This window comes from Pseudoalteromonas luteoviolacea H33-S, assembly GCF_001625695.1.
GTDB classification, from domain to species: domain Bacteria; phylum Pseudomonadota; class Gammaproteobacteria; order Enterobacterales; family Alteromonadaceae; genus Pseudoalteromonas; species Pseudoalteromonas luteoviolacea_B.
Genome location: NZ_AUXY01000086.1, coordinates 46,204 through 64,082, shown reverse-complemented (window position 1 = coordinate 64,082; position 17,879 = coordinate 46,204). Strand labels below are relative to the sequence as shown.

The window sequence follows — 17,879 nt, the reverse complement described above, 5'->3', positions numbered from 1 at the left end:
GAACTCGCGTTGTTTGTAAGAGAGTGAAAGTTGTTTTAACTAATGTCGCTGTACACCCCCTGTATTAATTTGGCTTGAGGATTATTAGGATAAATATCTAAGGCGCGCTGCTTATACTCCTCTGCTTTATCACTTAAGCCTAACTGTGAAGCAACTTCTCCTGCTTTAATTAACATATAAATGTTGTATGGATATAAATTGATTGCGCGCTCCAAACTCGCTAATGCTTGCTGTTTATTACCTTCTTTCATGAGATACAGCTCATATAGTCTCAATGAAGTAAAATAATCATGAGGGTTTAACTCAAATGACTTTTCAACTAGTTCTGTATTACCAACTCGATAGCCTTTAGCAGTTAAGTTAGCAGATACCGTTTTAATGAAAGATAAGTACCCTAATAAAAGAATAAGAGGGACGACAATCCACTCTAATCTCATGCCTATTGGCTTAGCTTCACTTATACTTTCTCTCGAAAACACAACTGCAAACAGTAGAGTTGAAAAAAACAAACTGACAGGCGTGAGAAATACAGAGCTAAACATCGCATGGAAATATAGAGAAAAGACAGCCATAAAAATCCAAGCATCAATAAATACTCCTTTTAATAAGTTCAAAAGAGCTTTGATGAAGACCATGCCAAACAAGATTAAAAATAAGCTACCGCCTAAGAAGCCTAGCTCGCTATAAAACTTTAACAAGATGTTATAAGGTGAGGTTAATATCCTCATGTCAGACACATAAGGAGAAGCATTTGGCGTTCCTGCCTTTGCATATTTTTGGTGAGTATATTCAAAGTTATTCACACCTACACCAAGAGGGTTATCTTTTATCATATCTACAGTATTTGAAAAAACATTTTCTCTACCTGTATTCAATTCTTGGATTGAATTGATTTGGCCTTTTAAAGTAGATAACCCGGAGATCTTCATTAAATTAAAAGTCACTACAGCACATAAAAAAGCAACTGACACTGATAAGTACTTTAAGGGAAGCTTTTTTGTTTTTAGCAATAAAATAAACAACACAATCATCTCAGCGGCCAACAACCCCAAGATTGTTCCGCGTGTTAGTGATTCAAGAAGTAGATTCATAAGCACTAATAAACTTGCTAAGCCAAGCAGAAAATAAACCTTGGACTTGCGCCTATTGTATATGGAAAGAACAAGTATAGGGATCCAAATATTTAATACCTGACCAAGATAATTGACAAAGCCAATAGGAGAAAAGTTAGCGTTAGAATAAGGAATGGCTAGCCAATATCTATTATAAATTATTACAATACAAAATAGGATTGAGCTATAAAATACGCTGTCCATAAGTATCTCGACTAACTTTTCCTTAGGAACTATCGAAACGACTGTAAATATTGACAAAGAAAATGCTAAAAACCTACAAACAAAAAGCACACCCTCAAACTTGTTCGTAGACCAAGTTAAAGTTATGAGCATAGATATAGTTAAAAAAGCAATTATTACACTTAAAAAATTTGTTCTCCACCGAGGAGAAAAGCAAATTGAATAAGTCAATAGTAGAATACAAAACAAGTCAAAAACTACCCATTTCGGATAGTTATATTTGTAATAGAAGTTTTCAAAATACACAACGGATATAGTGCACGAAAACGCGACCACTAAGAACTTTAAAAGCGCTAAACTTGAAATATAAAAACTTCCAAGCAAAGGCACACTTAAATTATGTTGCATTAATTCCCTTTAAAAACATCAGACCACTTTAATTTATCGGTTTTATACACTTTAGTGAAATTAAAATCAATCAAAAACACTTGGTTTTTATTTAAATTAATCTTTTCATTTCCTAAATACAGATTAATTAACGTGCCAATTAATGCTATAAATAAAGATTCAACACAATGAAAACCAAAAAATTAACACAATAAACAAAATTACAACCGCATTGCTTTAATAACAACATTAATAACTCCTAAGTTTACCAGCGCGAAAAGAAAAACCTGACACCTATACCATAACACTCAAAAGCGATAATTATATTTCAACTAATAAATATGAATATATACATACAAAACTCTAAACCCCAGTCCAGATAATAAACATTAAGTTAAATTTTAAAAATGAGAGAAGAGTTTCATAGTTACTTCAATAGGCTATTCCTCAACGCTTAAATGCTACCTTGGTAAAAGCTTACGCACGTTAACTAAAATTTCAGTGAAAGGGTAAGTGGCTTAGTGCAGATATTAAATTTCAGACCAACAAATCATACATACAGAAGTAAAAAACGTATTATTCATACATATTTGTTGGGTTAACAAAACACTTTGAAAGCTCAAAAAGATGGGAACAGTGAGTTAATTTAATGACTGCTTAGCAAAACACCTCAAAACTAAGCTTGCTTTTCCCTTTGCGAGTTAGCTGAAGAGCTAAGAGGTCGTATACTCTAAGCTCAACTTTAGTGGAGAGTTAGTAATTAAATGTTTCTAAAAAGCTCTTTGTATTCATCATTGCATACTTAATGGAGCTAAAAAAAGACTCTGGAAGATAAACTTATGCGCAAGAGCCGTTAATTAAACAGCCCTTGCAAAACCCAATAAATGTTAAAACCTCACAGACATCAGCATTGACACCTCATTTATATTATTCTCGCTTATATCAAAATACCGATACTGGACGCCTAACTCTACACGTTCACTTAACTGATAACCCAGCTCAGCGCCCATAAAGGCATTTGTTTCAGCAGCCTCATAAGTTTGTAAAAAACGCTCATCTCGTGTACTGGTAATTTTATACTCCCAGTCGAACACACCAACGAAGACCTCTGCTGTTAATTTTTGCCAACGATATAGGTCATAATTTACTTGTAGTGTAAAGCCTTCAGGCAATACTGGTGCAATCCGAGAAACAGCTAGATGTGACTCTGCTGGCGATAAACTCTCCCCCTCAAAGTCAACCCGCCCTTGCCCTAAATCAACATACCCGATCCCGACATGCCAATTTGGTAGCAACTCATAATAGCTACTTACGGACCATGATTCACTGGTGTTATCTATATTTTTGATTTGCAGGCCAGAATTATTATCTACTCGCTCCGCAGCATGTGCTTGTCCAAGTGTGCCTTTTAAAACCCAACCATCCGCATAAGCAGTAGAAGGTAAAATACAACTTAAAGAGGCCAGTGCAAAACTTGGTAATACCGATTTGCGTCTACGTACTAATAATGCTGAAAGTATCAAAATAAGTCCCCCTCCTAGGCTGCCTGATGACGTATTTTCAATTGCAACAGCTTTGTAAGCTGTAACGGTAACTTGCGCTATTCCCTTGGAAATCGCACCTTTACTATCTAAAACTGTGTATGTAACGATATCTACACCTTCAAAACCAGATTTAGGTGTATATGAAATGGTGCCATCTGAATTAATACTGACGGTGCCATTTTGTGCGACTGCTTCAATGACTGAGAATGTATCTCCATCAGCATCAAAATCATTCTCTAACACATTTAATATGATTGACGCTTGATCCGTCGTCGACGCTACATCTAATGTCGTTGTTGGAGCTGAATTCACAGTCAAATTAACCGTGACCGTATTGCTCGCCGTTCCGCCTTGCCCGTCTGTGATACTGTATTGAATCGTTGCAGTACCAACAAAAGTTTGAGGTGGTGTATAAAGCAATTTATTGTCTTCAATCACGACAGTACCAAAATCAACTGATGCACTTGTGATAGTTAAAGTATCACCATCGGCGTCTGTGTCATTTGCAAGTACGTCTATCTGAATAGCTTGCCCAGAGCCCACAACTTTTTCATCTGCAACGGCAACAGGTAAAGAGTTGCCATTATTGACAATTGCAACACCGCCTGGGTCGATGATGCTACCATTAGCTATGCCATCATCATCATTTGGTCCGCCATCTACAATCTGTAGTTTGACACACCAATCACCTTCAGTGAGCCCCTCTTGCCAAACATCACTTCCTGGAGGGGCACAATATCCCGGCTCTCCCAGTGAGGAATAAATTTTATTTTGCTCATCAACAACAAAATCAACCCATTGAGTACCGATTAATTTTCGATATACCGCGTTGATAGGTATCGGGTTACGCTGTGGAATAACAATGCTATAACTATCACCCGCTTGCGGAAGACCAACAGCGATGAAATCAAATAACCCCCCTATATTGGTAGCGGTATCATCTTGCTGTAATTCTTCAGGTAGGAGCTGTACACCGCCAGTTGAATTCTGTGCAATTGTTACACCTTTACGAATACATACACCTGGCTCGCCCTCAATCAAAAATTGAGAAGACTCCAATGCCTGCTCTTGCATAACGTTACAGTCAGTGATCGCGTCTTGAAAGTCTGGAATACCATCATTATCGGAGTCAGAATGGCCCTCCTCATTATCTGGAATTAAATCGCCATCCGTATCTTGGTCCGTCAGAACAACTAACTCAGGCACGACCTCTAGATAGATTTGGGCTGTACTAGCGAGGCTTGGCTCACCATCATCCGTCGCGGTGATTGAAATCCCATAAATACCAGTGCTAAGAGATTGAGCTGAGAAGATAAATTCATTTTCTACTGTACTGATGTTCTGTAGTTCATTATCCAGTGCACTCCATTGTAACTGCACATTATCACCAATATTCGGATCACTCACCTGTGCCGACACGGTTACCAATTGCTCACTTGCCGTCACGGTCGTACGTAACTCGTTGTCTTGCCTTGCACTAAGAACAATATTAGGCGCGACATTTTCTTCAACAATAGTCACTTGGGTGGAGAATTTAGCACCTCGATTCAATGAGTCATCAAGTGTGATTATGATGGATTCGTTACCCTCACTTAGTCCATCTTCGAAAATACTGAAAGTGATCTCGCCCTCAATACCAGAAGCTATCGTAAGCGTACCACTGCTAAGTGTATGGTCTGAACTGTTTGCCGTACCAGACACCGTATAAGGTATTTGTACAGGGTACTGTATGGCTTCACCATTTAAATAGACGCCCAATGCAAAGCTCTGACCTTCGGATAATTGTGTATCTTTAGCTAAAGAAACGAGTGGATTAACAAACACATTTTGTGTGGCAAATGTGCTCAAACCGTTACTGTCTTGAGCTTGCCATGTCGCAAGGTGTCGACCTGGTGGGAACAATACATTGTTATCCACAAGTGAAACGCCAATGACATTGCCATTACTGTCTGTAGCCGTTGCATTGCCAAGCTCCACTTTAGTGAATAGAGCTGTTGCATTGACATTGATATCCGCAGGCACGTTAATTGTTGGTGGGGTGCCCTGCGAGTCATTCCTGACCACAGTAAGCTCAGCAACTGCTCTGCTAATTTCCCCGGCCTCATCCTTAATGACATAGTCAATGATCACCACCCCGTTGAATGTATCTTCAGGCGTGTAAACCAGCACACTACCTTCAACAGTTACACTACCAACTGATGCTTGCGCACTCAAAAGCGTCAATGAATCCCCAGTATCCACATCGCTGTCGTTGCTAAGTACTGCTAAGCGGTATGTGCCTGTAGCTTCATCAAAGGTCTCTTCTGAATAGCTATCATCTTGGGCATCTGGCGCATCGTTGACATTATCTATGGTCATTGTCACAGTAGCGACATTGGACTCTAGGCCTGAGGTGTCTTTGACTGTGTAAGTAAAAGTATCATTACCCACTTCATTGGTATTGGCGGTGTATACAATTCGACCAAGCCCATCAATACTGACTAGGCCTTTTGCTGGAGAGCTCACAATTATCACACTTGATGGGTCTATTTCATTGTTACCATCCACGTCTGTATCATTGCCCAGTACATTCACCGCAAACGCCCCTTCCTCTTCAAGGGCAGCAATATCATCAATAGCCACTGGCGCATCATTCACAGCTTCAATCGTCAGATTAACTGTGGCAGGTAAGGAGCTCAACCCTTCACTGTCGTTTAACGTATAAGTGAAGCTGAACTGACCATTTTGGTCTTGTGTCGGAGTAATTTGCAATTGACCATCTGTTAAGATAGCCACGGTTGCGAAGTCAAACACCCCGTTATTTTGTAAAGTAATATTCGCGCCATTAAACCCTTCGTCTTCAACATCAGTATCATTTGATAAGACATTAAGCGTGATCTGTGTATCTTCTTGCGTTGTCACACTATCATCCGCTGCGATTGGCGCGTCATTTATTTCACCAATATTAATTGACACAGTGGCCAACTCAGAAACAGCTCCGTTACTATCTGCAATTGTATAAGTGAAGCTGTCTGTACCTTCATCGTCTTCAAACGGCGTATACTCAATTGAGCCAGTATCATCATTAGACACGGCACTGCCTTTTTGTGGCGCAGTGACAACTGCAATATCGCCAGTTGGGATACCATCTTCAATATCCGTTGCAAAGGCCCTGACGTTGATGCTGGTTTGCTCAGCATCTTCGTCAATGTTTACCGTGATGTCTTCAATTTGTGGTACATCATTTATCGCCGAAATGGTGATAGACACTGTGGCTTTGTCTGAATTATTAGAATCTTGGTCTGATACAATATAGGTAAATAAATCAGTGCCATTTACATCTTGATTAGGTGTATAAGTCGCCACTCCATTTTCAATTAATACAGAGCCAATAGCTGGTTGATCGACGACAACAGCAGAAGAGGCCACAATATCCCCTTCAGGATCCGTGTCATTGCTCAATAGATTTACCGTCACTGGCACATCTTCATTGGTTTGCGCATTGTCATCTACAGCAACAGGAGGCTCTGACACTGGCGTGATTGCAATACTTGCAGTCACAACCGTAGATTGAGCACCAAAGCTGTCTTGTAGTCGATAAGTAAAGCTATCACTTTGCGTTTCACTGTCGTTATGCGCGTAGGTAAAGCTGCCATCTGCATTCACACTCAAAGTGCCAAACGTTGGCTGAGTTAAATCAACAATCGACAATACATCATTGCTATCTAAATCATCGTCAAGGGCAAAGTTACCGCTTAGCAAGCCTTCAACACTGCTTACATTTAGTGTTGCTCCCTCGCTAATGCTGTAGCTTGGTGCAAGTGCTGTCGGAGCATCATTAGTATTATTAACAACAATATCAAATGCCGCTAATGACGCACTTACCTGACCATCGCTGACAGAAACAATAATATTAGTGTCAGTACCAACATTGGCGTCAAGCGGTATGCCTGTCATTTCTCCTGTGGCAGTATTAAACTCAATCCAAGCTGGTGCATTTTGAATACTAAAGGTTAAGGTATCCCCGTCAATATCCGTTGCACTTGGGGTAAAGCTATACGCACTGTCTTCATTAATAGATGTTGAAGGTGCGCCGCTTATCGTTGGTGCGTCATTGGTATTAACAACGGTAATGTTAAACGCAGTGAGTGCGACTGTTTCTGTACCATCTGAAACACTGATCACAATGCCTGTGTATACGCCAACATTTGCATTGACAGGTGTGCCTGATATTGCACCCGTTGTGCTATCGAAGGACATCCAACTCGGTAAGTTTTCAATGGCGAATGTTAAATTGTCGCCATCTTTATCTTCAGCAGTAGGCACAAAACTGTATGCACTGTCTTCATTAACTTGGTTACTTGGACTACCTGAAATCGTTGGCGCATCATTGATATTATTAACAGTGATATTCACCGTCGCTAATTCTGAGTCTACCTGACCATCGTTCACTTTAAAGGTAAAGCTATCCGCTCCAAAGTAATCTAAGTTACCTGTATAGCTCAACACATTGCCATTGAGTGAGTAGCTACCATTGCTTGGCTCACCAACAAGTAGGTAAGTAAGATTATCGTTATCTATATCTTCTGCACTGAGAGTAATATTTACCTGCGTCTCTTCATCTGCGCTAACAGCTTGCCCTGTGACCGTAGGTTGGTCATTCACCGCGTTGACTGTCAAAGATACTGTTGCTGCCGCAGAGTCATCAGTACCATCATTTGCTACGAAGGTGAATGTGTCTACCCCGTTGAAATTTGATGTTGGTGTATATAACCAAGTTGTATCTGATTGCTGCACCAATGTCCCACTAGACACACCTGTGACAACACGGTAGCTCAGCGTATCATTTTCCTGATCTGTCGCACTGAGTGTAACAAGTAAACTGCCATCTTCATCTAAATTCAGGTTTTGAGCCTGCGCAATCGGTGCATCATTCACAGGGGTCACCGTCATTGTCACCGTGGCTTTATTAGACGTTGCGCCCGCTGCATCTTGAACCGTATACGTAAAAGTATCATCGCCAAAGTAATGCTCGTTCGGGGTATACACTATCCCGCCTTGCGCATTGACAACCGCCTGACCAAATTGAGGCTGATCAACCACAGTTACACTAGCAAGATTAAAGCTGTCATTTTCATCTACGTCCGTATCATTGCCCAAGACGTTCACTTCAAATGAGCCCTCTTCTTGTAAGCTCGCAGTGTTATCAACGGCCACTGGCGCGTCATTCACTGGGGTTAGAGTGACAGTTACTTGGGCAGGATCAGAGGTTAAACCTTCACTGTCAGTAAGGGTATAGTTAAACGTGAAGGTGCCATTTTGGTTTGCAACAGGCGCAATATTAAGCTGTCCGTCAGCTTGGATAGTCACAATGGCTTTTTCATAGCTGCCCGTGCCATTACCTTGATCCTCAAGTGTGATATTTGCCCCATTGAAACCTTGATCTTCTACATCACTGTCGTTTGATAAAATCGATAACAGAGTGCTCACATCCTCATCGGTTGTGACACTATCAGCAACAGCTACGGGTTTATCGTTTACCGCGCCAATATTCACGGTAATTGTCATCGGTGCGGATACAGCCCCTGCGCTATCCGCTACCGTGTAAGCAAAGCTATCTGTACCTGTTTGATTCGCAGCAGGTTGATAAACAAATGTACCCTGCTGTTGGTCGATAACAACACTACCTTTACTCGGCTGAGTCGATATTGCCAAGTCTCCTGTTGGTATACCATCCTCTATATCCGTAGTCTGCGCACGAACTTGCAGCGGATCTGAATGAGTATCCTCAGATGTATCGATAACTAACTCTTTCGCTACAGGGAGGTCATTATCCGCGGTAATAGTCACCGTCACCATCGCCGTATTAGAGGTGTTTTGCTGTGCATCTTTGACAGTATAAGTGAAGGTGTCTACACCATTTTCATTGGCATTTGGTGTATAGGTCGCAACGCCATTTAATAGACTCACACGCCCTTTGCTAGGTGCCGTAACAACCGTTGCAGAGGAGGCCACCATATCTTGCTCAGGATCGCTGTCGTTAGCCAATAAATCAATGTTACCTGCATTATCTTCAATCACGGTCAACACGTCATTCACCGCTGTTGGTGCATCCGCAACTGGCGTGACATTAATCGTCACCGTATAGGTATCAGATGTCGCGTTTGATGCATCTTTAACACGATAGGTAAATTGATCAGTATGGTTTTCGCTGCCATCATGCTGATAGGTAAAGCTACCATCTGTATTAAGTGTTAACTGACCAAATGACGGAGCGGCGACCTGTTCTACAGTTAGCGTATCTCCGTTATCAGTATCGTCATCAGTTGCTGTGCTGAGTAAGCCCGCTTGCGCAGTTACGCTCAGCGTGCCAGCCTCTTGAGTGGCAAAATTAAACGCTGTGCCACTTGGCGCATCATTGACATTGGTCACTTCAATATTAAAGCTCGCCAATGACGCTGAATCAGTGCCATCATTCACCGAAATCACAATGCCATTGTACTCGCCTACATCAGCATCCGCTGGCGTGCCAGAAAGCACACCTGTCGTCGTACTAAACGTCAACCAACTAGGTAAATTAGTGATGCTGTAGGTGTGAGTATCTTGCTCATCAGGGTCAACTAAAGTGGGTGTAAAACTATAAGCTTGGTCTTGCGCAATCGACGTTGTAGGCTGGCCAGATAGGGTCGGCGCCACGTTATACTTTTTAGTAACAGTGTCTGAAATCGGATCTGCGCTATTTCCAGCTACATCTGTTACAGTCACCGATACCGTCAAAGTACCTTCAGCTAGATTACTCACATCAATCGCGGATACTTGCGCGGTAGCAGCTGTAATATTGCCATTACCAGTCACCGAAGCATTATTTGTATCTGTGATGCTGTATGTAAATGTACCTGAACTCTCCAGACCAGTTAAACTAAAACTCAGAGCCGACTCATTATCTCTATTGATCAGTGCTTGATCTATATTGACGGCTTGCCCTGTCGGCGCACTGGTATCGACACTCAAGGTGATTTGCTGCGCCGCTGTATTTGGGTTGCCAGCGCTGTCGGTAAACTTGTCAGCAAGAATATTAAGCGTAGCGTCCGCTTCTGAATTTTCACTCGGCGTGAACACCACGCTATACTGTGTTCCTGAAGTAGCAGTAAAGTTGCTTAAAGCCCCTCCTGAAACGCTCACATCATCTAAGGTGAAATTATCACTCGACTCACTCAGGACAATAGTAACCGTCGCAGTTTCACCAACCTTAAGTGCCGTGTCTGATGCACTGAATGTTGTCACTGATGGGCTAGATGTATCCAGCTCACTGGTTGCGGTGACCGCTGATGCAGCATTACCTGCGGTATCTGTCAGCGTCACTGACAGCGTGAGTGTCCCGTCGTTCAGTGCACTTAAATCTATATTAGAAATGGTTTGGCTTGCAGAGGTCACCGTGCCATTGCCCGTTGCTGATGTGCCGCCATTGCTACTCGAAATGGTATAGCTATAGGTTGCCCCCACTTCTGCACTGCTAAAGCTAAACGAAGCAGCTGTTTTCTCTGTGTTGGAGTATAAGGTATCACCCAGTGATACACTGTGACCTGTTGGGGCTTTGGTGTCCACCGTTATGGGCAGCTGTGTTGCTGCGGTGTTGTTATTACCTGCCGCATCGCTAAAGGTATCTGCCGCGATGTCTAATGTAGCATTGGCCTCTGAATCCGCCGTTGGTGTAAAGAGCACGCTATATTGTGTGCTTGAAGTCGCACTGAAGTTGCTCAGTGAGCCACCTGATACGGTGATATCTGATGAAGTAAAGGTCGTACTGGCTTCGCTCAAGACAATGGAAATCGTCGACGTTTCACCCGCTTTGAGATTAGTGTCTGATGCACTGAAAGTGGTTACCGTCGGCTTGGTTTTATCAAGCGTTGCAGTGTCTGTTACCGCTGTGGCTGCATTGCCTGCCGCATCAGATACCGTCACTGACAGCGTTAATGTGCCATCATTTAACCCGCTGATATCTGCAATATTCACAGTTTGTGAGGCACTGGTGATATTGCCATTGCCTGTCACTTCCGTGCCGCCATTACTGCTATTTAATGTATAGGTATAGCTCGCACCCACTTCTGCACTGCTAAAACTAAAGCTCGCACTGCCTGTTTCTGTGCTGTTATAGCTGGTGTCATTGAGTGCCACACTGTGACCACTTGGCGCGCTGGTATCCAATGTACTCGTCGCCGTCACCGCTGTGGCTGCGTTACCTGCGGTATCTGTCAGCGTCACTGACAGCGTGAGTGTCCCGTCGTTCAGTGCACTTAAATCTATATTAGAAATGGTTTGGCTTGCAGAGGTCACCGTGCCATTGCCCGTTGCTGATGTGCCGCCATTGCTACTCGAAATGGTATAGCTGTAGGTTGCCCCCACTTCGGCACTGCTAAAGCTAAACGAAGCCGCAGTTTTTTCAGTATTGGAATATAAAGTATCACCAAAGGCAACGCTTTGCCCACTGGGGGCTTGAGTGTCTAAAGTCAGCGATAAATTACTCGCAGAGTTCGCCGTATTACCTGCATTATCAACAGACTGCGCTGAAATAGTATGGCTGCCCGCTTGTAACGTAGACGATGTGATACTCCAAGCACCACCCGAGACAGTTGTACTACCGATATTACCGTCTAAATTGGAAGACAAGTTAATGGTGTCACCTGTAGTACCTGTGCCCGTGATCGTTGGCGTTGTATCGTTTGTAATATTATCTGTGTTGGACGTACCTGAATCACTACTGGCTGACAGGTCCGGCGTGCTCGGCGCGTTTGGTGCTGATGTATCTATAGTCACATTCAAAGCACTAGAAGCGCTACTTTCATTACTGCTTGCATCCGTTGCCTTTGCTGTAATGGCATGAGTCGTTGCTGATAATGCACTTGTGGTGATCTGCCAATTACCACCGGTTGCAGTGCCACTACCAATCACAGTGCTACCTGACTGATCGCTGTACAACCTTACCGTACTGCCAGACTCTGCTGTACCACTGAATGTTGGCGTAGTATCTGATGTGACATTATCGGTATTAGAACCACCGGTGTCTGAACCTGCATCAAGATCTGGCGTGGAAGGGGCGTTTGGCGCGACATTATCTACCACAGTGATAGTAAATGACTCTTGGAATGTTGTCGTGCCATCATTTGTTTGTACACAAACAATATAATCCCCTGCACTTAATGCCGACTGAGTTTGTAAATTCGAGCTGCTAATTTGGAAACTGCTGTTTCCGGCATTACTTGTACAAGTACCGCTGGCACTACTGCCACTATTCACTAGGCTATATGCATGCACATTGGCGCTATCAAGATCCGTGGTCGACAGCGTGCCCACATTCACACTTGTCCCCGTTGCCGATTGATTGATACTCGTTGCAGATAATGCGATATCAGTTGGCGCATCGTTCTGTGCTGTAATATTTACAACCGCCTGGTTGGTGCCTGTACTGTTCGCCGTACCATCGTTAAATGTGTAATCAAGCGTTACGCTTGAAGGCGGATCATCAGATGTATTGCTATAGGAAATAGATTGGATCACGCCATCCACAATGGCCGATGTTGCGCTGGTATTAAATGTCAGAACAAGCGTCCCAGCCGAGTTTGTCGTCACAGTACCAACACTGGTGCCATTGTAAGTAAAGGTACTCCCCTGTGTTAACGTGCCAAGCAAACTTAAGTTTGCAAACACATCTTGTGCATTGGCGCCACCGTTTCGGGTGATGGTTAAAGATGCATCATTGTAGTTGCCCGTGCCCCCATTTAAGGCATCCAATTCCGTATCTGCTACAGTCGCATCACTATCAATGGCAACCGCCGAGCCATTTTCTGTAAACGTAGACAACCCATTCAGTGAGCTAAACACAGGCACATCGTTGGCAGCAATAAAGGTGATCACTGTATTCGCGCCGCTATCGGCGACTGTGAAATCTAAACTTGCGCCTGGTGAATTCGTCAGGGTTAACGCAATCTCTACTGCCGCAAAGTCTGTCGCATCAGTGTCCACTTGCAAGGTGCCATTACCATTAAATCTGACGTTGCTCGTAGTTAATCCAGTGACCCCCGTCACCGTGATCATATCGCCCACAGCAAGGTCCGCGATGGTATCCCCATTTAAATCGCTGGCACTACCGACAAAGTTATCATTACCACCATTGCCAGTTATTGAATCTGTGCCCGAGCCAGGTCTTATCGTGTCGGCGCTGTCACCCCCTGTTAAAGTATCATTACCCGTTAAATCGGTTGCGGAAATCACCAAGCTATCACCTGCTAACGCAGATGCGTTAATGGTAACCCCAGCATTAATAGCTGCTCCTGATGAGTTACTAACGGTGACTGTCCCGCCATTTGAAGAAAAGTTATCGGTAATGGTCACCGAAGTGACGCTATTGGAGCCTAATGAGATGGTCTCAATACTTGAGACACTGGTCGAACTAAAGTCAAACGTACCACCACTGACCAAATTTAACGTTTCAGTCCCCGCAGCACCATTTATTGCTGTTGAAAAGTCACTAACATTTTGAACGTCAATCGTTACTGTTGCACCACTTGCCAATGACAATGTACCCACATTACTAAAACTTGCACCTGTTGTATTTGCACCATCACTGGCAGACACGATGTCGGCAGCAGTCGCTTGACCTGTTAACGAACCCGAAAAGCTTTGTCCTGCAATATTAAAAGTAATTGCATCCGTCACCGATGTTGCCGAAACACTTGTTGTTGCGCCTACATTTATCGTGCGTGTATTACTAGAGTCATCCCCTACTGTGTAATTTTCTATGCCTGAGAGCGTTGTTATATCACCATCACCTGAGATAACGATGGTTTCTGTACCACCTGCGGTGATTGAGCCACTAAAGTTCTCATTTTGCGCTGCTGTCATAGTCACCGACGCGCCAGTTGCCAAGGCAAGATTAGTAATATTTGAAATAGTCGCGCCGCTAATGTCTGCGCCATTGGATAAGCTCAATGTATCAGCGGACGTATTTTCCCCTGTGAGCGTACCTGTAAATGTTAATGTCCCAACGTCAAAAGTCACTGCATCAGTGACACTGGTCGCAGTCACTGAATGACCAGCAGCAGCTACCGTTACCGTGCGGGTGTTTGTACTGTCATCGCCAATGGTATAGTTTTCGATGCCAGCAACCGTTGACAGATTCCCATCGCCTGTCACAGAGACAGTCTCTGTACCAGCAGCCGTGACTGTGCCTGAAAACTGAGAAAGTTGTGCAGCACTAAATGTTGCGGATGCGCCACTTGATAAAGTGAGGTTTTCAAAACCCGAAACGGTTGCACCAGCAATACTGCCGCCATTTCCGACACTAAGCGTATCTGTACCAATACCGCCTGCTAATGTGCCTGTCGCGGTCAGAGTCCCCACATTAACAGTATCGTTGTTGCCACTCCCTGTTAAGTTTTGCCCAGCGCTGCCCAGTGTAAATGTATTCCCGACGGATAGAACGTATGACTCTATTGCAGCATTGCCTGTTAACCCATCTGTGGCTGCTGAAATGGTAATCGTATCTGTACCGGTTGCCGTAATGGAGCTAAAGCTATCATGCTGAGCTTCGGTCATGGTCACCGAAGCTCCCGAGTTCAATTCCAGTATTTCTGTATTTGAGACAGTTGCACCCGCGATATTCGCGCCATTTGATAGACGCAGTGTATCTCCTGTCCCGCCACTAGCATCAAGCGTGCCTGTTGGTGTAAGCGCTGCGACATTAATGACATCATTTGAACTACTACCCGAGACATTTTGCGACGCACTGCCCAAAGTGAATGTCATGGCAGCACCTAACACATAGGTTTCAATGTCCGCATCCCCCGTCACAGCTGCATCGCCATTGGCACTTGAGATAGTAAACTGATTCGTACCCACACCATTTATAGTGCTAAACGATTCATGCTGAGTCTCACTTAAGGTCAAGTTACCGTTGTTTGCCGCCTCTAACGTCTCAAAATTTGTCAGTGTCGTCAGTCCACTGATATCCACACCATCTGACACATTCAAGGTATCCGTGCCACCGCCACCATCCGCTGTAGATCCTGTCGCATGTGATGTTTGCGCTATGGTTAAAGATTCATCTTCACTGGTGAATAAAATCGCGGGGTTTAAATTAGCACCAGTTGTGGTATTGAACGATGCACCCGACGAGGTGGTCGAAGTGACATTCGCGACACTCACCGTTGAGGTGCGCGACACACTATTATCAGTACCATCATTGACGACGACCGTTACCGTTCTCGCCGTTGTATTAGGTGTAGACGATGTATTGTTATAGGTTATGGCGTCTAAAAATGTCTGTACTTGGGAAAGTGTTGCCGTCGCCCCTGTAATCGAAATGGTATCTTGCAGGGTGATATCTGAGCTGCCCGATACCCCATTTAAAGCATTTTGCGCCGCGCCTGTGACACTCAGTCCTTCCGAGGCCCCGTCTTGGTCATTTGTCAGAGAAACCGTAATCGTTTTAATGGTATCTGACTCAGCATCTGTGACGCTGGCACTGTTAGTAATGCCAACCCCCCCACTGCCCTCACTGAAAGAGGACGACCTGTTATTACCACCGGCTGCTGTATCTAAATCTACCACAGGTGCGGTATTGGCCGCAGTGACTGTGGCACCGACTTTAAAAGTATAAGTGCCTTCATTGGGATCATTACTGGTGATGGTCACCGTTGCATTTGGTGAGCCGACCGTGGTCGGATCTAGCTGAACAACAAATGTCGTGCTGGTTACCCCATTTAAAGAACTAGCGCCAGGCTGGCTAGATATTGAAAAGTCACTGGAAGCTGAAATGCTCACCAATGGAGAGCCGCTCAAATTAAGCGTAGAAGCTGCGATAACATTTTCTATGGTAAACGTACGAGTAAAATTGCTGCCACCTGTTTGGTGAGAACCAAAATCAGTATGGTTGCTTGCACTTAATGCCGTCGTGCCAGATGTAATTGATTGACCATTACCTTTTAAGTTAATATCCGGGTCAGGGGCTGCTGCGGTACAATCATTGGTATCAGGGAACCATACACCAGGCCCAGGCGCAGCTTCACAACTGGCTTGACTACCATAGGCGGTAGTACAACCAAAAGAGGCTTGGCAAGATGCTGCAAGCTCTTTGGCAATACTTACTTCACCATTAACTTGAGTCGCTCCCATCCCTTGGCTGTCAAGTAAGCCTTGCGCTGCCAAAAAAGACAACGTAGCTGATGCTGCATCATCTTGGTTATTTGGTTGCAGCTTTGTATGCTCAGCAATGCCAAAAACCTCACCCTGTTTATTACTTTGCTGGTTGTTAAAATGAATACTGTCTGCAACTTGTATGGAGCTAAGCGATGGCACTTCGTGATTTGGCAAGAAGTAACTATCCGCAATATTTGAAGAAGAATTTGCAGCAACCAGTGATGGGATCATCACCCCTAATATCGAGGTCGTCATATCAAGTTTTTTCATTTCAATTCCTCCTTCGTAAACTCATATAAATGCGCAGAAATAGCGTCATCACCACTGATCATTTCAGGAAATGTGGAGTTGGGAATAATGCAAAGATCGTAAAGTTGGCTGACATCGCCTTTAAACTGCAATTTGGATAGGATCTCACCGTTGTGCTTATTAATAATCCATATGCCACAGACAGTATCTTTTTGGGTATGCGCTTTAGTTAAAGGTATATCATTAACCACGGTAGACGAACGCACATGACTGGTCGCGACCAACATCAAATCACCATAAAATGTCAGTCCACGTGTAAAGCCAGGTAATGTGCATAAAACTAATTTTTCACAAGTTTTTGGGTCGTAACACAGTATTTCACCTTCGCCTGAGTTACATAAGTAGACTTTCTCATCATGGCATCTTGGTGAATGCGGCATCGATAGTCCACTAATGAGTATTTCATTTTTTTCTACATCCATTAACGTGCCATTTAGCTCGGTTCGCCATGAATCTTGATAATCTTGGGTGTTGAACGTTGTGACATATTTAGGTTGCCCATCTAACATGGCCATACCATTTAAATGGCAACGGTCTTGCGGTTTTAACTCGCTGATAAAATGCGGCTTCCAACGAGGTGTAAAACCTGATTCTGAAGAAAGCGTCGCAAGACAAGAAAAGCTTGAGTTAACGACCCATAAGCCGTCATCGCCCCAAGCGATATCGTGAGTGTTGAGCGTCCCCGTCGTTAAAGAAGAGCGCTCTGTAAATAAGACATCACATTGCTTTATTGCATTGATCTGCTCTGCTCTAAGCGATTTAAATGCATCGGTATCGCGTTGCTCATCTCGTAATTTGCTTGCCAAAGTGTCAATATTGTCCACTTCACCGCTAAGTACACTTTTTCGAGACATGCTGCTTGCTTTAAAGTTCACAATTCGATTCACGGTACTGACTAAAAGTCTATCTTCACTAACACAGACACCCATTGGCCTGACAAACTTTTTTACACTGCAATTCAGTGCCGTTCCTCGGCTTCTAAGCAGCATCACAGCATGTGATTGATAGCTAGACACAGCCAGTGAAACCCCTAAAGCTTGTAAGATCTTAGGAAAGTTCTCACTATATTCACTCGCAAAGTCAATATTGACGAGGTCTGTCTCATCACCTGTACTTCCATAACCCTGTTCACGATACCCTTGCATGCCTTTACTCCTTAGTTAACAGCGCG

The 17,879-nt window shown here is 43.7% G+C and carries 3 protein-coding genes; all 3 read right to left on the bottom strand.

The window, feature by feature from the left end; genetic code table 11:
* Positions 1-35: 35 nt before the first annotated feature.
* Positions 36-1,703, bottom strand: a complete 1,668-nt coding sequence (locus tag N477_RS17170; protein WP_081216578.1) for an O-antigen ligase family protein — start codon at positions 1,701-1,703, stop codon at positions 36-38.
* Positions 1,704-2,569: 866 nt separating this feature from the next.
* Positions 2,570-16,669 carry a tandem-95 repeat protein gene (locus tag N477_RS17165; RefSeq protein WP_063379456.1) on the bottom strand — a complete coding sequence of 4,700 codons (14,100 nt, stop codon included), beginning with the start codon at positions 16,667-16,669 and terminating at the stop codon, positions 2,570-2,572.
* Complete coding sequence (locus N477_RS17160) at positions 16,666-17,853, bottom strand: TIGR03032 family protein (protein WP_081216560.1); 1,188 nt, start codon at positions 17,851-17,853, stop codon at positions 16,666-16,668. Before N477_RS17160 ends, N477_RS17165 begins: the two co-directional genes overlap by 4 nt.
* Between the last annotated feature and the right edge of the window lie 26 nt (positions 17,854-17,879).

Excerpts from the sequence above, each read along its gene's own strand:
- N477_RS17160 (WP_081216560.1), bottom strand. The coding sequence starts at position 17,853 with ATGCAAGGGTATCGTGAACAGGGTTATGGAAGTACAGGTGATGAGACA.
- N477_RS17170 (WP_081216578.1), bottom strand. The coding sequence starts at position 1,703 with ATGCAACATAATTTAAGTGTGCCTTTGCTTGGAAGTTTTTATATTTCA.
- N477_RS17165 (WP_063379456.1), bottom strand. The coding sequence starts at position 16,669 with ATGAAAAAACTTGATATGACGACCTCGATATTAGGGGTGATGATCCCA.